Source organism: Salibacter halophilus (genome assembly GCF_008806325.1).
In the GTDB taxonomy this organism is placed as follows: domain Bacteria; phylum Bacteroidota; class Bacteroidia; order Flavobacteriales_G; family Salibacteraceae; genus Salibacter; species Salibacter halophilus.
Genome location: NZ_WACR01000007.1, coordinates 160863 through 182498, shown reverse-complemented (window position 1 = coordinate 182498; position 21636 = coordinate 160863). Strand labels below are relative to the sequence as shown.

Genomic DNA, 21636 nt, shown 5'->3' with positions numbered 1-21636 from the left:
TTTACTTATTAAATATCCTGGCTAAAAGTACTTGTAGAAGTCAATTTGTAATCTTAACACTTTGAAAACCTTAATAAATAACTAAGCCCATCTCTCGTTCTATCAATCTGATAGATTCAATAAAGTGAATTGATACAATGAGTATTCTTAACGAAATAAATACCATGTAATTAGAGTATGTAGATCAGTGAATACCTAAAGATTTCAAAAAGGAAAATAGGAGCAAGCTGACACACCTACTTCTTTGTTGGTTTACGGATTCACATCGATTCTATAAAATCTATTCTTGTTAGGATAATATAGAGAGAAATTATTTTGCTCTATAATAAACCCACAATGCGGTATAGTAAAAAAAAAGCGCTACATGTAGCGCTTTTTTTAAGTTAAAGAGGTAGGTTCCTGTGAGGGGAGTAATGCAATGATAAAAAAATTTGGTTAAATAGCACAATAGAGACGTTAATTTTTTTTCAAATCATTGATTTTTGAAAAAAGGCAGAGAAACTCCCTGCGCTTTTTTTGATCTATTTATCACTTAAGTCTTTTTCAATTTGCTTTTGAGCTTTACGCTGCTTATCCTTATCTGGTCCGTATTTCTCATGCTGACTCCTCGACTCATCTGCATCGTATGCATCAGGATGAAGGTAAGTTCCCTTGTGTTGTACTGGTTTTTCTTGAACAGGCTTAATTCTGTTCTTCTGAGCGTATGGATCATTTCTAATTCCAGTTACTTGCCAGCTAACTTCAACATTTGGTTGATCTGTCTGAATAATAAACTTATTGTCACTAATTTTCTCTTTAACTATTGCCTGGGCAAATGATCCAATTACTGTCAATTGATATCGGAAATCTTTATTTGCCGACTCAAAATACTCGGGTAACTCTACAGTGGCATAACCATTTGCATCTGTTTCTATGTTACCATTGTAAACATTCATCATCTCAGGACTTTCAACAAAAGAGTGAACTAAATATTTATTAGTTGGATCTTGTGGATGATCTATTTTAAAAGTTCCTCCTCCTTTAGAGATATTACCTGTAACATTTAGGTCTCCAGTGATCTCAACATCTCCATCAAAATACCCGGCAAAACTAGTACCTGTAGAACCAGGAGCATCAGCGTAAACGCCATAATTTGTTCCCGTTGAGTTTTCTGCAATTAAGTAAATACCGTAATTATCACCAGAGCCACTTTCATCACCAAACCCATAAAATGCGTAATTAGAACCTGCGCCTGTATTTCCATTAATTTGACCTCCTACTCCAACATTTAGTCCTGCTGTTCCATCAGCTTGACCAACAAGTCCAATATTCAAATTTGTAGCATTACCAGCTTTAGTAAATGTACCATAAGATGTTGTAGCTTGAACACCACCAAACCCTGATGTCACATAGATACCTGTATTAGTATTAGTAGAATTATTAGCATCAAAAAAACCTCCAAAATTTCTGGTTGCATTTCCATTTGAAATTGATTTAATACCAGAATATGAGGAATTACTTCCAGACATATTTATATACAGTGCTGATTGTGAGTTAGCAGCACCACTACCGGATGAAGACGATGAAACAGTTGAAATATTCAAACTCCTATTCCTAGATGAACTCAATGTATCTTCTATTTCAAAAGGGAAACCAGGAGAATTAGTATTGATACCAACTCTGTCAAAAGTGTACTTATCGCCTGAACCATTTACTTCCCATAATGGTTTATAGTTGAGAAGTGAAATATCAGTTGCAGAAGCATTATTTGTAATAGTCAATGTATCATTAGTCAATGATAAATCTTGAATTTCGTTCGTTGGATCTGCATCTGCATCAGAAAGTGATGATAAATCAACTGTATTTAAATTCCCTGACTCTGTCAATTCAAGAGTATTACCATTTAACACAAAATTTGTAACAGATTCATTAGATGGATCAGCATCAGCATCATCTACTAATGAACTCAAATCAACTGTAGTTAAATTTCCAGATTCTGTTATCTCCAAATCAGTTAAATTTAGAGTTGCATTCGTCAAGGATTCATTTGCTGGATCGGCATCGGCATCGTCTACATCATCTGTAAAACTACCCCCTCCATCACTAAGTGTTACAGTATTACCTGATTTGGAAATAGTTTGAAATTCATTTGATGGATCCGCATCGGCATCATCTACATCATCAGTAACAGTACCACCACCATTACTCAATGAAATCTGATTACCCGTTTTGGATATAGTCTGAATCTCATTGTTTGGATCGGCATCAGCGTCATCAACAAGCGAACTCATGTCAACTGTTGTAAGATTACCTGATTCGGTAATCTCCAAATCTGTTGAGTTAAGAGTTGCATTCGTCAAGCTTTCATTTGCTGGGTCATTATCAGCATCATCAACATCATCGGTAATAGTACCCCCACCATTACTCAAAGAAATTTGATTACCCGTTTTTGAAAGAGATTGAATCTCATTAGTTGGATCATTGTCGTTATCTGCAACATCAAACGAGATCGAGTTTCCGTTGGCGATTGTAACTGTAAAAACAGTTCCTGTATTTGAAATACTGAGGGACTGCTGATCTGTATTATCTAAATAGGGTGATAAATCAATTGCAGTTGCAGAGCTATTATCAGTAATCGTCAAAATATTACCGGCTAACTGTAAATCCTGAATTTCGTTAGTTGAATCAGAATCGTTATCCTGCAAACCAGTCAAGTCGATAATGTGATCTATACCAGCTTCAGTAATTGTAATTGTATCATTTTGATAACTCACATTATTGATAAGCTCGTTTCCCGGGTTAGCATCATTGTCGTTGATTAATGAAGATAGATCAACTGTTTGAACATTTCCAGCTTCTTCAATTTCAAGTCCGGCACCATTCAACTGAGCGTTTGTAATAAGCTCATTTGTAGGGTCAGAATCTGCATCATCAGTATTTCCAGCATTTTCAGCATACAGGGCATAAGGAACTGAAAGCATCTGTGATGTTCCCATTACCTCGTAATTATTTCCTCCAGCAGGGTCTATTTCAACTTTCACATAGTGGAGGTCAGATCCCCAGTCGATTGCGGCAAAAGTACCGGTAACAGGTGTTCCAGTTCCGATCTCAAGGTTGATTAACCCGTAATCATTCGAGGTTACGCTATGTGTTTCAACATAAACAGCCGGACCAGTTGTACTGGTTTCCAAAACACTGATACGCATCGAAACATTCGTATTAGCGTAAACATCCCCATTTGCATCACGTGCAACTGCCTGATACTTGATCGCTTCAGGAGATTGCGCAAATGAAATTGAGGTAAATAAAATTAAGGTCAATGCTAGTAATAATCGTTTCATAATTATTGAATTTTTTGAAGACGATATGTCTTTTCGTAGTCGAGTTTGTTAGATTTTATTTTCAATATATACTGTGCGTTAGCGAGATTGCCAAGTTCTACCCTCTGGATCTGACTATTAATTGTTCCTTCACGAACTAGCTTTCCAGTAAAATCATACATCATGTATTGAGCTTCATCAGGAAGTATTCCTGTAAATTCAATATTAAAATAACCGAGAGCCGGATTTGGGTAAATCTTTGTATTGATATCTCTAGCAGGCTTTTCTTCAACAAATACAATTTGGAACCCGCTTTGGTGAAATCCCTGGGTTAAAGCAACATCAATATTAGGGCTCTCAAATGTCTCGATAATTGGCTCTCCAATTGTCCAGGCTACAGAAGTCGATGTAGTTGTCGTAGTATCAAAGTCTCCGGTAACCCCAATAACCTCTTGAGATTGAACAGAAATGGAAAACAAAATCGATATAAAAAATACGAAAGTAAATTTCATAATCTAGTGTTAGTTAAATCAACAAAATATTGTTTAAAAACAAAAATAGAGAAATAAATGTACAAAAATTTCAGTACAAAGAAATTCTTTTTGTTACCATTCTACTAACCTCTCTAAATAAACTTTTCGGATTTCTGGTTCGCCAGTCTATATCAGTGAGTCTTCCTCCCATAATAAAATAGTAATCAATTCCATATGCTTCAAACTCCTGTAAAAGATGATCTCTAAAGTTAAACAGTGAAATCCAACCTTCTTCAACATCTTCAAACCACTCCTCATAATAACAATCATCTGAAGCATGAAAATTGAGAATATTTTCTCCAATTAAGATAAATTTATTGATTCCTTTATCCAACATGTGGTCAATAATATTGCGCTTCAAATACATAATATCATTGTAAAGGCAATCATTCCACTCCCCTATCAACTCAATAATCGCGAACCCATCATCATAATCTGCATAGAGAATTTTCATAAACAGAGTCGATGAACCAATATTATCCCATTGAGGATGAATTAAATACCCATACACATTATCCTCAAATTCAAACTCGTTATACTCCCTCTCAAAAAAAGGAGAATTGCTATCTGTTTCGGCTGTGTAATACTCCCGCCATTGCCAATATGGTTCAATATCATGCATGGAGCAAATTTACGATACTCATTTGTGAAAGTTTGATTGTAAATTTGACGCTCACAAAATTTATGACAATGCGATTTTTAACTCTTTTTACAGCCATAATTATCAGCTCAACTGCAATTGCAAAAGAAGGGATGTGGATTCCTCTCTTACTCAAGCAACTCAACGAAAGCGAAATGCAATCAATGGGTTACAAGTTAACGGCTGAGGACATTTACAGCGTTAATCAATCGAGTATGAAAGATGCTGTTGTAAAATTTGGCGGTGGCTGCACCGGTGAAATCATTTCTTCAAATGGTTTATTATTGACCAACCATCACTGTGGTTACGGTCAGATCCAAAGCCACTCTACCGTAGAAAACGACTACCTAACCGAAGGCTTTTGGGCACAGTCGCTGAAAGATGAACTCCCAAATACCGGGCTTACCGCAACGTTCATCGTTCGCATTGAAGATGTCTCAAGAAAAATGCTAGCTGACATTTCACCTTCTCTTGTTGAAGCAAAACGCGACTCAATTATCAGTGCTCGCATTTCGAATCTGACGAAAAAGGCAACTGAAGACACACACTACGATGCTTACATAAAACCATTTTACCATGGTAACCAATACTTCATGTTTATCACAGAGACTTTTAAAGACATCAGGCTCGTTGGCGCTCCACCTTCATCGATTGGTAAATTCGGTTTCGACTCTGACAACTGGATGTGGCCAAGACACACCGGAGATTTTTCAATGTTTCGCATCTATGCTGATGAAAACAACAAACCGGCCGAGTACAGCGAAGACAACGTGCCTTATCAACCAAAGCACCACTTCCCTATTTCGCTCAACGGATACGAAAAAAATGATTTTTCAATGGTGTTTGGTTTTCCGGCAAGCACTGAGGAATATTTACCTGCTACAGCGGTTGAATACACTATCGATAAGCTCAACCCGGCCAGAATTGAAATGCGCGATGCTTCACTCGAAATAATCGGCAACGCAATGGCGAATGACAAAAAAATCAACATCCAGTATGCCGCTAAACAATCGAGCATCAGCAATGCCTGGAAAAAGTGGAAAGGTCAAACTAACGGACTCAAAAACGTGAATGCTGTTGGAAAAAAGAAGGAATTGGAAAAGCAGTTTGTTACTCGTGCTAAAGAAACAGGGAAATCTGACTGGGCTAACATCCCAACTGTTTATGATAGCCTATACAAGGTTTACAAACCATACAATTTCGCCAGAGCTATGCTCATCGAAATTTACTACTACGGCCCTGAGGTGTTGCGTTTTGCAAATGGATTTGAGGCTCTGACCAAAGAAAACCTATCAGATTCTGCGCTTACATCTTTAAAAGAAAAGATGCTCAAACGCACTAAAAGTTTCTTCAAGGACTACCACCAACCTACTGATCAAAAAATCATGGCGAAACTCATGCCGATGTACCTCAACAACCTTAATGAATCAGTTAGGCCCAATGAAATTATTGAATACTTCAACGGCAAAAAACCTGCTGAAAAGCTCTACAAAAACTCGATGTTTGACGATGAAGAAAAACTTACAGAATTCATCGAAAATTACACTCCAAAACAGCGCAAGAAGATTCTGAAAGATGATGCATTCAAAATCGCTCAATCATTACTCAATTCGTACTCAAATAATGTGCGTCCGCCATATTCTGAGGTGAATAAAGCAATCGACTCTACGAACAGAGTTTACATGAAAGCGCTTCAAACGCTTCTTCCAAACTACAAGAAATACTATCCCGATGCCAACTTCACACTCCGCCTGTCTTACGGAAAAATAAATGGTTACGAACCAAAAGACGGCATCAATTGCAGCTATTACACTACTACTGATGGTATCATCCAAAAGATGGACACAACATCAAAGGAATACGATGTTCCTTCAAAACTCCACAGCTTAATTCAAAGCAAAGATTTTGGTCAATACGCTGATGAAAACGGGGAGCTGCGCGTGTGTTTTATCGGTCAGAACCACACATCTGGCGGAAACTCAGGTAGCCCGGCAATCAATGGCGAAGGACAACTAATAGGTCTCAACTTTGACAGAACCTGGGAAAGCACGATGAGCGATATCATGTACGATCCAGAGATTTGCCGAAACATCATGGTTGATATTCGCTACGTACTTTTCGTGATCGACAAGTATGCCGGTGCAAACAGATTAATAGATGAAATGGAGCTCGTAAAAAACTAAGCGAGCTCCTCTATTTTGAATTCATTCCCGTTAAAGCTGAATGAATCACCTTTTTTCTTGCCTTCCATAGCTCCAAAAATTGGGGCTGTGGGAGCAATCATGAAATACAATTCACCATCTACTTTAATCTTATTCAGCGGTCGTTTCGTGATGAAGAAGTTTCCCTTGTTTGTTTTCACCAAAGCAAGTGGCTCAATAACCTCGTGTGGTTTTTCAAACTTGTATTGTTCGTATACCTTGATATCTTCTTTCACCTGATCAGCTTCCTGCATTTTTAACGCAGCAGTTTCCTTGGACATATCTTCCATTCCGCTGTCTCCGCTACCAAAAGAACCCTGCATGATTGATTCATCATCAATTGCACCAGAGTGCATCTTCATTTCTGCAGTTTGAATGAGTCCTTCATGTAACTCATTGAGTTCTTTTAAAGCTTCCTCAACTAATTTTTCTTTTGTTTTCAGTAAATCCATTTAATTCAATTTGCTTCTTAAAATACAAACTTTATAAAAAAAGGCAACGATAAAAACCATTGCCTCTTCTAAACCACTGAATTTTAAAGATGTTTTCATTTTTTAACACCTTCGGCTTCAAAAGCCTCCTTGCCTTTATCTAACCAATTGATGTATTTTTCAATATCAGGATCATAAGCTGCCGACTCAATCAACTGGTTTCCTTCATGATCGATTACAACATAGTACGGCTGAGAGTTTGTTCCAAATTTTGATGCCTGGAAGTCGCTCCATTTATTTCCTACAGTGCGTACTTTTTTTCCAGTAGTTTCAGAAGTGTAACGCTCTTCTTCAGGGAGTTTTTTGCGCTCATCAACATAGAGTGAAATCAACACAAAATCATTTCGGAGTCGATCCAGTACTCTGGGATCTGACCAAACCTGCTCTTCCATTTTCCTGCAATTCACGCACGCCCAACCAGTGAAGTCAAGCATTACCGGTTTTCCAACTTCTTGTGCGTATTCCATTCCGGTTTCATAGTCGTGGAAACAATTTAGGTTGTGTGGGCAATGCTCAGGATCTGCTCCTTCTGGAATAGCGCTATCTTCAGATCCGGCAGAAGCTGATTGCATAATCGTGCTTTCTTTACCAACACCCTCTGGCGATTCACTGTAGAATTGCGGTGGCGGAAATCCACTGATGAGTTTCAATGGCGCTCCCCACATTCCGGGAATTAAGTAAATGGTGAACATCAAAAACAGCGTCCCTAATAATGTTCTTCCAACTGAAAGTTTTTCAATTGGCGAATCGTGCGGAAGTCTTATAAAACCAAGTAAATAAAGTGTGAGCATTGTTGAAACGCCAATCCAAATAGCGATGAATACTTCTCTGGTTATAATGCCTAATTGTAAAACGAGGTCAGCGTTTGATAAAAACTTAAAAGCCAAACCCAATTCTAAAAAGCCCAGAACAACTTTTACAGAGTTCAACCAACCGCCAGATTTTGGCATTGAGTTCAACCAGCCCGGAAATGCAGCAAATAACGCAAATGGTAAAGCAAGTGCAAGTGAAAAACCAAACATTCCAACTAGCGGGCCACTAACACCACCATAAACAGCTGCGTCTACTAGCAGAGTTCCAATTATTGGCCCTGTACAGGAAAAACTCACTAATGAAAGTGTCAGTGCCATAAAGAATATCCCGATCAATCCACCTTTATCCGATGCCTGATCTGCTTTATTTACCCAGGATGATGGAAGCGTAATTTCAAAAGCTCCCAGGAATGAAACAGCGAATATTATGAGAAGTAAAAAGAAAATCAGGTTGAACCACTCATTGGTCGACATTGCGTTGAGAGCATCAGCACCAAAGATCCAGGTAATTAAAAACCCAAGTATTGTGTAAACTGCGATAATGAAAAGTGCATAGATAATGGCATTCGTGATTCCTTTCGCTCTCGTTTTACTCTGCTTGGTGAAAAAGCTAACTGTCATTGGAATCATCGGGAAAACACATGGAGTCAACAACGCTGCAAATCCACCGAGAAAACTCAAAAAGAAGATCCCCCATAACGAGCCATCTTTCTCTTCTTTTTTACCATTCTTTTCAGAACCAGACTCAACTTCTGCCTTTTCAGATTTTTTAATATCAGCAGTAGCTTCTAGCGTAAACTTATTCACGATTCCTTCAGGTGGTAAGCAGCGTTTATCATCGCAAGTCATGAAGTAAACCTCAGCTCTCACATCAGCTTTTTCCTTCAGTAATTTTACTCGCTGCTTGATCGTTGCTTCCTTTTTGAAAAAGGAAAGATCCATCATGAAATTGGGATCGTACTCGTTGACTTTTTTACCTATTTGCTGTGGTTCACCAATCAGTTCAACAGCATTGGAATCGAGAATAGTGAATTCTGTAGCTACCGGACCATCACCTTCAGGCAAGTCCATCGTGTAAAGGTGCCAGTTCTCTTTGATTTTAGCATGAGCGATCAACTCAAACTCATTGTCCCCCAGTGATTTCATTTCCCACTTCCAGGTAACAGGCTTTAATATTCCGTCATTTTCACTGTCAGATCCTTTGTCATTCGCTTCTTTTTCCGGCTTTTTTTGCTTTGCCTGCTTAGCTGCTTTACTGGCTGGAGAATCGCTTTTTTTGAGATCAAATTCAAATGGAACAAGCTCGGGAGGGAGACATTGCGTTTCATTACAAACCATGAACTCAAGTTCTCCTTTAATTTTTGCTGTTTTTTCGTTCAGTTTAACACGATGCTTAAAAACTGCTTTTTCTTCAAAATAGGTAAGCTCCATCATGAAGAAAGGATCGTCCTTCATGATTTTATTCGATGGTTCAACTAATTCGCCTACCAGATCAAACCCGCTGTTTTCTTCAAACATGAAGGTTGTTGGAATTGGACCTCCCTCCGGGATTTCATTCCCGTAAAGATGCCATCCTTCATCGATGGTGGACTCAAAATAGAGATCGAACTCGCCATTACCGACCGGCTCTGACCGAAAAGACCACTCTACAGGATCGTGTATTTGAGCCTGTGAAATGGTTGCAGTAATTGCAAATAAAACGACTAAAACGCGTTGAATCACACTAGCTGACAGTTTATTAAGCATATCATTTCCAATTTGAAAGCTTCAAATGTAACGAATTCACTATATCAATTTGTCAGCTTAACTGCATTTTAACTGAAAGCCATCAATCGAGAATCTCCTGATTGCGCTCAAGGCCAAATTGGCGCTGGATAAAATATACTGCTGCATAGAGTAATGGCGTATCGAGTGCTGCCATAATTACCTTGAAAAACCAGCCATCGAGAATCAGTAACAAGATATTGTCAAAAGATTTTACACCCACAAAAAGAACCAGCACAACAAGTGTTGTATCAGTCAGCTGAGAAACAATCGTGGAGCCGTTATTTCGCAACCACAAAAAACGACCGTTTGTGAGTTTCTTCCAAAAGTGATAAATCCGCACATCGACAAATTGTGCTGCCAGGTAAGCAATCATTGAAGAGAGAATAACTCTCCAACTATTAGAAAACACAGTTGCGTATTGATCATCATTCACCGGAGAGCCATCAATTGAAGGAAACTGATTCCCCAACCACAAAATGCCCAACACAAAAATTGAGGCGAAAAAACCTGAAAACACAACAGCCTGTGTTTTCTTTTTCCCATAGATCTCGCTGAGAATATCTGTGATGAGAAATGTTGCCGGGTACGGCAAAACTCCGGCTGATATTTTGAAGACTTTGAAACCCAAATCTACCGTGACAAACTTATTGGCGATAAGATTGGTTGTCACGAGAGCCGCCACAAACAGAGCTGCCAAAATCAGAAAAAAGAAATCTGCCTGTCGTTTTTTACCGGGTTTCATGATTGCCAAAGTACTAGTTTAAGAGCAACTAAATTATCAACTCCATCAGGAAAACCTTTTGCGTTTCCTCGTTTACTTTCACTTTATCAGAGATGCGGATTCCAACAACCCACACAATTTCATCTCCGCTAACAACAACAGATACATGTTGCTTTTGGTTGAGTGGCACTTTTTCATCGACCAATAAATCAGATACTTTTTTGTTTCCTTTCATCCCGAGCGGAACAAAAGAATCGCCTTCCTGCCACGTTCTCACTGTAAGCGGAAAGTTCAACTTATCAAAATCGAGGCAGGCTACATCTAAACTTTTATCCATCGTAAATTCATCCATTGTCAGAACCTTCGTGCGGAGTGGTACCGGCCGCGATATTTCCATATCTGTAGGTTCCAGGTGGTTCTGAACGTGACCTTCTTTCTCCCTCGGTTGAATAAAAATCTTTCCTCTGTCTATCGTAAGCACATAAGCACTGCTGAAAAATTGCTTACCGGGCTGCTGATTGAGCAACTCAAAAATTTGATTCGTTTGATCGCGGTGAAAAGCATACCGATGCAAAATTCTAAAGAGGATAAAACGACCATCAGGGTCATTCACGATAAACTCTTTATCCAGCGCCACACCATCTTTTTGCTGTTCTATAATTTGCTCGTAAATATCGGCCATTCGGTTCTGAATGAATTCTTCAGCCTGCTTGAAGTGAATCACATTTTCGCGAAAAGTGTTCTCCAATGACGGGTTAGCTCGTTTTAGTACCGGGACAACATTGTGCCTGATATCATTTCGCAAGTACTTTGTGCTCTGGTTTGAAGAATCTTCACGCCAGTTGACTTCTTCCTGCCTGGCAAACGTCTCAATTTGATCGCGAGAGGCAAAAAGTAGAGGCCTCACTACTTTCCCATTCTTGGGTTTTATTCCGGTCAGACCCTTAATCCCTGTCCCGCGAGTGAAGTTGATGAGCATCGTTTCCAGATCATCGTTCAAATTCGTGGCGACAGCAATAAAATCGTATTGCTCTTTGGATCTTATTTCTTCAAACCACTCGTAACGCAAATCACGGGCCGCCATTTGAATGGAAACCCCGTTTTCCTCAGCATACTTTTTGGTTTCAAAATACTTCCTGAAATGTGGGACTTCATAATTATCAGCCAGTGACTGAACAAAAATATCATCAGCATCGCTTTCACCTCCTCGTAAACCGAAATTGCAATGCGCAATTGCAAATGAAATATTAGATCTGTGCAGCAACTCGCACAGCGTAACACTATCTATGCCTCCGCTCACACCAACTAACAGCTTGTTGTTTCGGGTGAGTAATTTTTCTTCGTTGATATATTCTAAAAACGCTTCAGCGAGTTGTTTGTCAGGCATTTTTCAGTGCTTTTATCATTCCCTGAGCCTTGAGCAGGCTTTCTTCGTATTCTTTTTCAGGATCGCAAAGTGATGTTATGGCACCACCTACAGCAAAGGAAACAGTTTTTTCGGGGGCGTTGTACAAAATCGATCTTATTACCACATTAAAATCTGCATTTCCCTTTGGATCAAAATAGCCAACACTACCAGAATACAACCCTCTTTTAAAAGATTCGTGTTCTTCGATCAACTGCATAGCTTTTACTTTTGGAGCTCCCGTCATGCTACCCATCGGGAAGGCCAACTTGAGTGCATCGACAAAATCAACATCATCGCGCAACTCACTTTTCACCGTTGAAATAAGTTGGTGAACTGTTTCAAAAGAATACACTCCAAACAACTCATCAACCCTTACTGTGCCTTTTTGCGCAGTCCGCGACAAATCGTTTCTCACCAGATCCACGATCATCACATTTTCTGATTGCTCCTTGGGATCTGATCGTAATACCTCTTTTATCTTTTCATCTTCATCACGGTCAGAGCCACGTTTAGCAGTGCCTTTGATCGGTTGCGATGTGAGTGTGGAACCCCGCTTTGCAATGAATCGCTCCGGACTGGCACAAATCAAGTGTTGTCCGCTAGCTCCATAAAGTGCCGCAAATGGAGTTGGTGAGATTTTTTGTAACCTCTGAAAGATTGAAGCCAGGTCAATTTCAGTATTTGGAGATACGAAGTTTTGGCAAAAATTAGCTTCATAAATATCCCCAATTTGAATGTGATGCTTGAGACTCATCACCCTTTTTATGTATTGAGCATGTGTTATTTGTGGCTCAAAATCAACATTGGGAAACTTCTTTGATGTAATATCTACTGATTCGATATCTCTCAATAGCTGATCGAGCTCCGGTAAATGCTCTTCAAAAACCTCAGCACGCCACTTTCCTCCCTCACAGATAAAAAGCCATTTGGGTCTGAAGAAAAATAACTCAGGAAACCCTGAAAAAGAAGGATTACCTGACGACAGCTTTTCAACTTCGTTTTTGAGGTCATAGCTAAAATGCCCAAAAAGCCAGTCTGAATGTTTATTCCGATACTCTTTAAGAACCGCAAAAGCATCACTTTTCGGCTGGATGAAGTCTATCGACTCAAAAGCGATAACGTGATCAAACCGCATTTCATCAGGATAAGTGTACGCTGCCTGACTATTTGAATCCAGACAGCAGTAGTGCTCATGACCTGCAGCAAGCTTTTGGAGTTTTAAAATAAAATCCTGCCGCTCATCAATATCAACTTGACTTCTTTTCAAAAACAGCGTATTTTTAGTGGACAAATTTATGTTTTATGATAAAGCAGTTATTCTTATTGATCAGTTTGGTGGTTTTAGGTTTTGGGAAACTAAGTGCTCAAAACTGTAATACATTCCTGTTGTATTATCCTTACATGTACAGCTCATCAACTGAAGAGCAGAAAATATCGGGTTGGTATAGTGGTCAGCTTGTTATTGAAAATGGAGATGAACTCAATGGTTTTGTACTCGTCAGTAAACATGAAGTGCAATACACACAATCATTTCCGCCAAAAGAGACAGAAACATATTCGGTAGATTCGATAAAGTCTGTTACTGTAAAGGGGTGCCTAAACATTATCAACGGCCTGGATCAAACGACTTTTCGCGTTTTTGACGAGAAGTTTTACCGATTACTCAATGACGGAGAAATCGAGATTTACGACACGGACCTAAACTGCCTGAATCTCAAACCCGATGAATACGGCTCTTTATACGTAAGATCAAAAAATGCTGAAGAACTGGACAATGCTTCAAAGTTTTTTGACATCAGCTCGAGACGACACATCAACCGTATTTTGACAAAATATTTTGAGATCCCTTTTAATCCCAAACAGTTTGAGGATGGTGACGCAGCGTTTAAAAAATTGATCAAACTGAATACCGGTGAAGGATCGGCTAGGCGATAGCCCTCTTCTTCACAATATTCTCAAGCGTTTCAACCCATTTTGGGTGAACGTTTAAGCTGGGAACAAGGTCTAATTTCTCGCCTCCGTTTTCTTCGAAGATTTCTACATATTCATCACCAATCTCAACCGTTGTTTCAAGACAATCGGCAGTGAAGGCCGGACTAAAAACCAGTAATTTTTTAGCTCCTTTTTTAGCCTGCTCTTCCACGATTTTATCGCTGAATGGTTCTAACCAATTCTTGTCTAATCGGCTTTGAAAAGCAACTGTATATTTTGATTCTGGAATATTCAGGCGAGACACTAATGCTCTCGTAGTTGCAAAACAAGTTGCTTTGTAGCAAAACTTGTTGAGCTCTGTTATTTTGGTTTCGCAATCGTGTTCATCGCATGGCAAGCCGTCATCGTAAACTTTATCAACTTGCCTTACCGGTAAGCCGTGATAGCTGAAAATTACGTGATCGTAATCATCGATGTTAAATTGTTTTCCTCTCTCGACAAAGGCATCAATAAAACCAGGGTGATCCCAGTACTGGCTCACCATTGAAACCTCGGGAATCACATACCATTTTTTCATAATCTTCATGGCTCTCTCAAGGGTTGAGCCTGTTGTAGATGAAGCGTACTGCGGATAGAGTGGCAAAATGATGATTTGATCATAATTCTTAATGCGCATTTTTTCCAAAACACTCTCCATGCTGGGAGATTGGTAGCGCATTGCTAAATGAACATCAATGTGATCAGGCATTTTTTTCTGAAGTTCATCGCGAAGATCCTCACCCAAATAGAGAAGAGATGAGCCTCTGTCATCCCACAACATTTTGTAGATCTTTGACGATGAAAAGGATCTGAACGGCACGATTATCAGGTTCACTAAAATGGCTCTTGCCAGCCAGGGTAAATCGATCACTCGCGGATCGTTCAAAAACTGAAAAAGGTATTTTCTCACAGCACTTACTCCCGGATTATCGGGCGTGCCAAGATTAACTAAAAGTACGCCTACTTTCTTTTGCATTACTTGTCCTGTTTTTTTGATTCGGATTGTCGTCTTCTAACAAAAACTAACAATAGAAGTAACCCACTAAAAGCTAAAGAAGTTCGCGACATGTAATCACCGTGTTTTGTATAAAAGGTTTTTTGGGGATTAAGTGCAATTTTCGCTTTTATCACATCCGGCTCCCACCATGAGGTGTGTTGTTCGATTTCTCCTTTTTGATTGATGAATGCTGAAATTCCGGTATTAGCAGATCGGGCAATTGATTTGCGATGTTCAATGGCTCTGAGCTGAGCGTATTTAAGATGTTGATGATAGCCCGGTGTATTTCCCCACCAACCATCATTTGTGATTATAAAAATCGCTTCAGCTCCTTCATGGATGTAGTCTCCAACATATTCCCCATAAACAGATTCATAACAAATAACAGGAGCGATGCTTCCAACTTCACTCGAAAACGACTCCCTGTAATCCTGTCGGCCTAAACTTCCTGTTGTCCCACCAAGATTAAAAGCTAAATCCTGAAAATGCTGAAACAACCATGGAAATGGCATCATTTCAACTCCGGGGACGAGCTTTGACTTGTGGTAAAACTCAATGCTGTCTTGTGCGGAGATTTGAACAGCAGTATTACAGTAATCGTAGTAAATCTGGTTGCGGTCTGCATAGCGAGCGGTTGGGCTATCAGGCTTCATCCTTCCGTAAATCACAAAAGTTGAAGCTCCGATTACAATGTTCGTCTTTGGAAAGTCATTTTGTAGCTCTTTCAGAACCGCATACTCATTTGTTTGCTTGAATTCTGCTTCGTCAAAACTCTTTGGAATAGCAGTTTCTGGCGCTACGACATAACGTGTATTTTTCGATATTATTTGCCGGGCGAGATCAGTGATTTTTTCTACCTGTTCTTCGCTCGATAAATTACCAAACTTATCGTTATAGGGATCGACATTTGGCTGCACAACCACAACCTCAACTTCTTCACCCTGTTGTTCATAGATATTAAAAATGCTGTATCCGGCAATAATCGGAACCGAGAGGAGCATGATGGTTGTAATCAATGGTCGGATTGAGGCTCTGACCGTTGAAAAAGCCAGGTATTTTTGAACCGCTCTAAAAACAACAATGTTGACGAGCCAAATCCAAAGAGTTCCTCCGTTAACGCCTGTAAACTCGTACCATTGAACCCAATTTGGAGTCCCGGCAAATACGTTTCCTAACGTGAGCCACGGCCACGATAAATCCCAATCCATGTGAAACCATTCCCAGGCGAGCCAATACATAATGAGCCCTGCAAAGCCCGGCACATCGCCCAAAGTTTTGCGAGTAGCCTGGAATAGCGAAAAAATTACTGCTACAAAAAGTGCGTTAAAAAGTATCGCTGCAACTGCCCCAAAAGAGGAAGCATTCCAAACCCACCATGTAGAAATGATATTCCACACTAAAAAAGCGATGTATGCGTACCAAATGACTCTGCTCTTTTCTCCACGTTGAGAGCTTTCGAGCTGCGATTGAGCTACGATTAATAGCGGAACAAAAGCGATAAAAATAAGCGGAACAAGCCCGCCTGTTGAAGGCCACGAAACGCCTGCCAACACACCCGAAAGCACTGATAAACCAATTTTGTGTATTTTTTTCAATCTCAATTTATGCGGCTTTAGTGTGTTTCACGCATTCAAAAGTAGTGGATCATTTATAAAAATTCATCTCGTCACAATATTTGTGAACCGGCTCAGTAAGCAGGTACTGAACGTCTTTACCTTCGTGAATTGCCCTGCGGATAAGCGATGAAGAAATTTTCATAATAGGTGCTTTCACGAGTTTCACCCTGTTGTGATCAGCGTAGCGGCTCTTTTTGTTTTTGATTTTTTGTTGTTCTTCTTCGGTCAGAGCCCGGGGGTAAACATAGATTTCATGGTTATCTAAAATCTGCTCGTGGTTTTGCCACTTGTGAAGAGTGCGCAAATTATCTTCCCCCATAATCAGATTGAAATCGTGCTGAGGATATTTTTCCTCCAAAGCAACGAGTGTATTCGATGTGTAAGATGGTTTAGGAAGTTTAAATTCAATGTCGCAGTAATCGAGCTTATCGTTCTCATCAACTGCTATTCTCACCATTTCAAGCCGGTGATAATCTTCGAGCAGGTTGTGATTTTTTTTCATCGGATTTTGTGGCGTTACAACCATCCAAACCTGATCCAGATCAGTGTATTGCGCCATGTAATTGGCGATAATGAGGTGTCCTACGTGAATAGGATTAAACGTACCGAAGTAGAGTCCTACCTTCATCGTTTTATTTCAATTGTTTTCAGCATTCAAAAATGCCTGTACTAATTCTTTTACTTTATCAACAGCAATATCAAGGTCATCGTTCACAACGACTTGATCAAATTGTTTTGCTTTTGATAATTCATTACGCGCTTTTGAAATGCGCATCTTAATTTTCTCTTCCGATTCTGTTTTGCGTTTTCTCAATCGCTCTTCGAGCGCACTCTCTGAAGGTGGCTCAATAAAAATAGCGAGCGCTTTTTCCCCAAACTGCTTTTTTAAATTCAATCCACCCTCAACATCAATATCAAAAATGACCGCATTTCCTTTTTCCCAAATGCGATTCACTTCTTTCTTCAATGTTCCGTAAAACTGATCAGGGTAAACTTCTTCCCACTCTAGAAACTCTTGTTTTTCTATTGCATTTTTAAAGCCATTCACTCCCAAAAAGTAATAATCCTCTCCGTGAATTTCAGTTGTTCGCTGTTCCCTGCTAGTAGCCGAAATGCTGAATTCCAAACCGGGCGTATCTTCTAACAACTCATGAACGATTGTTGTTTTTCCGGCTCCGCTGGGTGCTGATATAATAACAAGTTTATTGCTCATTAAAGTACATTTAAAATCTGCTCTTTTATTTTCTCGAGCTCATCTTTCATTTGTACTACAGCACGCTGAATGGGTGCATTGTTCGCTTTAGAACCAATTGTGTTGATTTCTCTTCCTATTTCCTGTGTAATAAACGAGAGCTTTTTACCCTGAGATTTATCACCACCCAAAGTCTCAACAAAGTAGTCACAATGTGCCTTCAGGCGGACTTTCTCCTCAGTAATATCCAACTTTTCGAGGTAGTAAATCAACTCCTGTTCCTGCCTGTTTGAATCGATATTTTTTTCTGATGTCGCGAGCTCATTCAAACTTTTTTGAATGCGCTCTTTAACTGAATTGATTCTGTCATCTTCGTTGTCTTCAACAATTTTTGAGAGAGAAACAATCTCATTCACGCGTTCCCTGAAATCCTTTTCCAGTTTAGCACCTTCCTGCTCTCTGAATTCCATGAGTTTTTCAGCAGCCTGCCTGGTGAGATGAACGATATATTGCCATTCTTCAGGATCGAGTTCTTCACGCTCAGGACGCAACACTTCAGGCATTCGCATCAGGATACCGAGGTAATCATCACTCGATTCGCCAATCGATTCACCTAGTTCTTGCAATTGAGAATAATAAGATCGAGCGAGTGCCTGATTGACTCCGTGGCTCGATTCAGCTCCGTTGTTTTCTACAAAAAGTGAAAATTCGATTTTTCCACGCTCGAGAGTGTTGTACAGAAGCGAGCGCAATTCCATTTCTTTTTCCTTGTAATTGCTGGGCATCCGCACGATGATATCGGCCTGCTTACTGTTGAGCGACTTGAGTTCAACAACAAATTTTTTGTTCCCCAATTCGCCCGAGGCTTTTCCAAAGCCTGTCATGGAATAGATCATATACGTCCTTTTAGGACGGGCAAAGGTAACACTTTAAGTTGGAGCGCTTATCGAACTCCTTCTCTTCTTAAAAATTGAATGTATTTTGCCCTGTTTCGGTTGTGTTGAGCGAGTGTTCTGGCAAACTCGTGATAGCCTGAATAATCTGGCTTGGCACACATGTAGTAATAATTGTGATCAACAGCATTTAAGACTGCATCGAGCGCTGTTCGCTCAGGAACTGCGATTGGCCCTGGAGGTAATCCTGTAACAACGTAAGTGTTGTATGGCGACTCCACTTTGAGATGTTTGAAGTAAATCCGCTTGAGAGATGGATCACCAACAGCGTATTTCACAGTAGGATCAGCTTGTAATTTCATACCGCGCTCTAATCTGTTCAAATAAAGACCCGCCACTTTTGGCATTTCATCGGCTCTGAATGTTTCTTGCTGAACAATGCTTGCTAAAGTGGCCACTTCACTTTGCGACAGCCCAATTTCTTTCGCTTTTCGAATGCGTTCATCTGTCCAAAAGCGTTTAAATTCCTGAGCCATACGTTCGATAAACTCTTTGCCATTTGTGTTCCAGTAAAACTCATAAGTATTTGGAATAAACATGGAAATAAAAGTAGCATCATCAAAGCCGTAATGCTCCATGAGTTCTTTATCGGTCAGAGCCGAATCCAGGCTGAGCGAGTCCACTTCGAGCTGGCTGCTCACCTTTCCAGCCAGCTCGTGGAGGGTTCTGATCGTGTTAAAAGTTACCTGAACGGGAACCTGCCTCCCGGAACGGAGTAAGTTGACGAGTTCATTGTTGCTCATTCCGTCCTCCAGTCTATATCGGCCGGGTTTTATGTTTTGGATGTACTTTTTCTTTTCGGCAACCCACGTAAATGTGTTTTCATTGATGATATATCCTTCATCCATTAGTTGCTGCTTCACATCGTCAAAACTGGCTCCGGTTCTGATATAAAAAAACTGATCCTCAGTTTTTGGTATGTTGACGTTAGGTGACTTGATGGTTTTGTAGAGTTGGTAAGCTGTAATACCAACACCAACCAAAACGAGGACCACAAGTGCGATGATGATTTTTTTAAGCTGACTCACTTATTGATTAATTGAAGAGTGTATTCATCCACAAAAACGTTACTGCGCTTGATCCAGTCGTGAAATGTGCCGGTTTTTTGAAACCCGAGCTGCTCAAAAAGTTTGAGGCTTTTTCCGTTATCGGCCGGAATATTGCAGTAAAGTTGATGCAAATTTAATATCTCAAAAGCGTATTTGATAAGTATTTCGAGTGCGTCTTTTGCATAGCCTTTTTCGCGGAATTCAGGCCTCGCGATTAACACGCCAACTCCGGCCCTGTCATTCACCAGATCGAGATCAAAAATATCGACACAGCCAACAGTTTCTTCAGTTCCTTTTTCGCAGATCATGAAACGCGCTTGCTTGAAAGCATAAAGATCCTGATCTGACCGGGCGTATTGCTCCAGTACATTTCGCGGAAATGGCGCAAGGGTATTGCTCACTTTCCAGTTCTCGAGCTTGTTTTCCCAGTTGTAAAGCAACTCCACATCTTCCGGCTCAACGGCTCTGAGTGTTACCTTTTCTCCTTTCATATTTCAATCTCTCCTTTGAAAACCTGCTCAGCCGGACCTTTCAACCAGATGTTTGAAATTTCATTTCCCTTTTTCTCAAAAGAAACACTCAAATCTCCACCACGAGCTTTAATCGGCTGATCGATTTCACCATTGCGATCATTTTTGAAAGCATTGCTAATCGCCACGGCTGTTACACCAGTTCCGCAAGAAAATGTTTCATCTTCAACACCGCGTTCGTAAGTACGCATGTGGAGAGTTTCACCAACCGGCTGAACTAAATTGATGTTGATTCCCTCTTCTTTAAACTCTGCCCCAAACCGGATTTCCTCTACGTATTTATTGAGATCAGCATTTGAAATTTCTGCGTTTTGAAAGTGAATAAAGTGAGGTGAGCCGGTATCGAGAACATAATCACCATTTCTTTCCTCAACAGCACTTTTAGCGTTCATCTGTAATTCTACCCAATCACCGGAGAACTGAGCTTTGTGCTCTCCGTCAACAGCCATAAAAGTGGTTCGATCTTCAATAACACCCAGGAATTTCGCAAAGGCGACAATGCAGCGGCCTCCGTTTCCGCACATGCTGCTGTATCGCCCGTCAGAGTTAAAATAGATCATCTCAAAGTCGAGATCTGGATGATTGCGCAAAAGCATTAAACCATCAGCTCCTATTCCAAACCTGCGCTCGCAAAGTTTGTCAATTAATTCAGCATTATCAGCGGGAAATTCATTTTTACGATCATCGATCAGGATAAAGTCATTTCCCGTTCCGTGGTATTTGTAAAATGTAACTTTCATTATTGCTGCAATTGTAGCAAAATAGATTTTGATGTGACCGGTTTTAGCGGCAATAATTCAAAAGAAGGCTTTACAGCATAAAGATTATTGAAATGCTTAAAATAGAGTGAATCCTGCAACTCATAAACTTTGTGCGCTTCATCCACATCTACTCCAAAAAGTAGCAGTTTGTTATTCGCCATTTTGTAGCCTTTTGAATTCAGTGGCGACTGCCAGTACTCAACAGTAATAGTTGTTTTTTTGACCGGCTTTATAGAACTCTGCTTTTGGATGAGCGTATCATCCTGCGTTGTGAGAACTGTATCCTCAACCTCAACAGGAATGATCTTTAAAACAGACCTGCTAACGAGTTGCTCTCTTTGCACTACAATTTCATCGTCAATTTGAGCCGATTGATCTGGAAGTGAGTCTATTTGAGAAGAACCTGTTGAATCAGCAGTTTCACGGTCAGTGCCCGACTCAACCTCAGGCTTTTCACCATCAGGCTCACTTTTCTGTGCAACCTCAGGCTGATCGTCAACTTTCGGTTCTGATTGTAAATTGAGTGAATCAGGCTTTTGAGCTTGTTTCTGACTTGTTGTTTTGACTGACTCTACAACCGTTTTTTTAGACTTTTTTCCTGAAGTCTCACTTTTATTCTGCTGACCATTGCTGCAGGACGCCATTAAAAGCACCAAAAAAGAAACCGATAAAACCCAATAACCAGCAAACATTCT

At 40.0% G+C, this 21636-nt stretch carries 19 protein-coding genes and 1 pseudogene; 2 read left to right on the top strand and 18 right to left on the bottom strand.

Annotated features, from left to right (window positions below):
* Nucleotides 1-521: 521 nt before the first annotated feature.
* From F3059_RS09410 to F3059_RS09400, 3 genes are all read right to left on the bottom strand, one after another.
* Entirely contained in the window at nucleotides 522-3320 is a 2799-nt protein-coding gene (locus tag F3059_RS09410; protein ID WP_151168561.1) for an autotransporter outer membrane beta-barrel domain-containing protein, read from the bottom strand.
* Nucleotides 3321-3322: 2 nt separating this feature from the next.
* Entirely contained in the window at nucleotides 3323-3811 is a 489-nt protein-coding gene (locus F3059_RS09405; RefSeq protein ID WP_151168558.1) for a T9SS type A sorting domain-containing protein, read from the bottom strand.
* A 70-nt stretch (nucleotides 3812-3881) separates the two neighbouring features.
* Nucleotides 3882-4454, bottom strand: a complete 573-nt coding sequence (locus tag F3059_RS09400) for a hypothetical protein (protein ID WP_151168556.1) — start codon at nucleotides 4452-4454, stop codon at nucleotides 3882-3884.
* Between the two features lie 68 nt (nucleotides 4455-4522).
* Here F3059_RS09400 and F3059_RS09395 point away from each other — a divergent pair, with 68 nt between their 5' ends.
* A complete protein-coding gene (locus F3059_RS09395) occupies nucleotides 4523-6655 on the top strand; it encodes a S46 family peptidase (protein ID WP_223274586.1) in 2133 nt (710 codons plus the stop codon).
* Here the strand turns inward: F3059_RS09395 and F3059_RS09390 are convergent.
* From F3059_RS09390 to F3059_RS09370, 6 genes and pseudogenes are all read right to left on the bottom strand, one after another.
* Nucleotides 6652-7125, bottom strand: a complete 474-nt coding sequence (locus F3059_RS09390; protein ID WP_151168553.1) for a hypothetical protein — start codon at nucleotides 7123-7125, stop codon at nucleotides 6652-6654. The two genes, F3059_RS09395 and F3059_RS09390, sit on opposite strands and share 4 nt — an antisense overlap.
* 95 nt (nucleotides 7126-7220) lie before the next feature.
* Nucleotides 7221-9152, bottom strand: coding sequence for a protein-disulfide reductase DsbD family protein (locus F3059_RS09385; RefSeq protein ID WP_394349550.1), 1932 nt, complete (start codon nucleotides 9150-9152; stop codon nucleotides 7221-7223).
* A gap of 138 nt (nucleotides 9153-9290) precedes the next feature.
* Nucleotides 9291-9722: pseudogene (locus F3059_RS13885) on the bottom strand (protein-disulfide reductase DsbD domain-containing protein); the annotation flags it as partial.
* An 82-nt stretch (nucleotides 9723-9804) separates the two neighbouring features.
* Nucleotides 9805-10485 (bottom strand): queuosine precursor transporter, encoded by a 681-nt coding sequence (locus tag F3059_RS09380; RefSeq protein ID WP_151168695.1) that lies wholly within the window; start codon nucleotides 10483-10485, stop codon nucleotides 9805-9807.
* Between the two features lie 28 nt (nucleotides 10486-10513).
* Entirely contained in the window at nucleotides 10514-11851 is a 1338-nt protein-coding gene (gene tilS, locus F3059_RS09375; RefSeq protein ID WP_151168549.1) for a tRNA lysidine(34) synthetase TilS, read from the bottom strand.
* Nucleotides 11844-13139 carry an anthranilate synthase component I family protein gene (locus tag F3059_RS09370; RefSeq protein ID WP_151168547.1) on the bottom strand — a complete coding sequence of 432 codons (1296 nt, stop codon included), beginning with the start codon at nucleotides 13137-13139 and terminating at the stop codon, nucleotides 11844-11846. The genes tilS and F3059_RS09370 overlap by 8 nt, the downstream gene beginning before the upstream one ends.
* Before the next feature lie 35 nt (nucleotides 13140-13174).
* On the opposite strand from F3059_RS09370, the gene F3059_RS09365 reads away from it, so the two are divergent.
* Nucleotides 13175-13807: a hypothetical protein gene (locus F3059_RS09365; protein ID WP_151168545.1), complete on the top strand. Its 633-nt coding sequence runs from the start codon at nucleotides 13175-13177 to the stop codon at nucleotides 13805-13807.
* Here F3059_RS09365 and hemH read toward each other — a convergent pair.
* From hemH to F3059_RS09320, 9 genes are read right to left on the bottom strand one after another with little or no spacing between them, the layout of a single operon-like run.
* Nucleotides 13797-14819 (bottom strand): ferrochelatase, encoded by a 1023-nt coding sequence (gene hemH, locus F3059_RS09360; protein ID WP_151168544.1) that lies wholly within the window; start codon nucleotides 14817-14819, stop codon nucleotides 13797-13799. The two genes, F3059_RS09365 and hemH, sit on opposite strands and share 11 nt — an antisense overlap.
* The gene (gene lnt / locus F3059_RS09355) at nucleotides 14819-16435 is read right to left on the bottom strand and encodes an apolipoprotein N-acyltransferase (RefSeq protein WP_170265142.1); all 1617 of its coding nucleotides are present in this window, start codon (nucleotides 16433-16435) and stop codon (nucleotides 14819-14821) included. Before lnt ends, hemH begins: the two co-directional genes overlap by 1 nt.
* A gap of 49 nt (nucleotides 16436-16484) precedes the next feature.
* Nucleotides 16485-17084 (bottom strand): nicotinate (nicotinamide) nucleotide adenylyltransferase, encoded by a 600-nt coding sequence (gene nadD / locus F3059_RS09350; protein ID WP_151168539.1) that lies wholly within the window; start codon nucleotides 17082-17084, stop codon nucleotides 16485-16487.
* A 9-nt stretch (nucleotides 17085-17093) separates the two neighbouring features.
* Nucleotides 17094-17669: a guanylate kinase gene (gmk, locus tag F3059_RS09345; RefSeq protein ID WP_151168537.1), complete on the bottom strand. Its 576-nt coding sequence runs from the start codon at nucleotides 17667-17669 to the stop codon at nucleotides 17094-17096.
* Nucleotides 17669-18544 (bottom strand): YicC/YloC family endoribonuclease, encoded by an 876-nt coding sequence (locus F3059_RS09340; protein ID WP_151168535.1) that lies wholly within the window; start codon nucleotides 18542-18544, stop codon nucleotides 17669-17671. Before F3059_RS09340 ends, gmk begins: the two co-directional genes overlap by 1 nt.
* 47 nt (nucleotides 18545-18591) lie before the next feature.
* Nucleotides 18592-19629 carry an endolytic transglycosylase MltG gene (mltG, locus tag F3059_RS09335; RefSeq protein ID WP_151168533.1) on the bottom strand — a complete coding sequence of 346 codons (1038 nt, stop codon included), beginning with the start codon at nucleotides 19627-19629 and terminating at the stop codon, nucleotides 18592-18594.
* Nucleotides 19626-20141 (bottom strand): GNAT family N-acetyltransferase, encoded by a 516-nt coding sequence (locus F3059_RS09330; RefSeq protein ID WP_151168531.1) that lies wholly within the window; start codon nucleotides 20139-20141, stop codon nucleotides 19626-19628. The genes mltG and F3059_RS09330 overlap by 4 nt, the downstream gene beginning before the upstream one ends.
* On the bottom strand, nucleotides 20138-20920 hold the full coding sequence (dapF, locus tag F3059_RS09325) for a diaminopimelate epimerase (protein WP_151168529.1): 783 nt from the start codon (nucleotides 20918-20920) through the stop codon (nucleotides 20138-20140). The genes F3059_RS09330 and dapF overlap by 4 nt, the downstream gene beginning before the upstream one ends.
* Nucleotides 20920-21633 (bottom strand): hypothetical protein, encoded by a 714-nt coding sequence (locus F3059_RS09320; RefSeq protein WP_151168527.1) that lies wholly within the window; start codon nucleotides 21631-21633, stop codon nucleotides 20920-20922. Before F3059_RS09320 ends, dapF begins: the two co-directional genes overlap by 1 nt.
* Nucleotides 21634-21636: the final 3 nt, after the last annotated feature.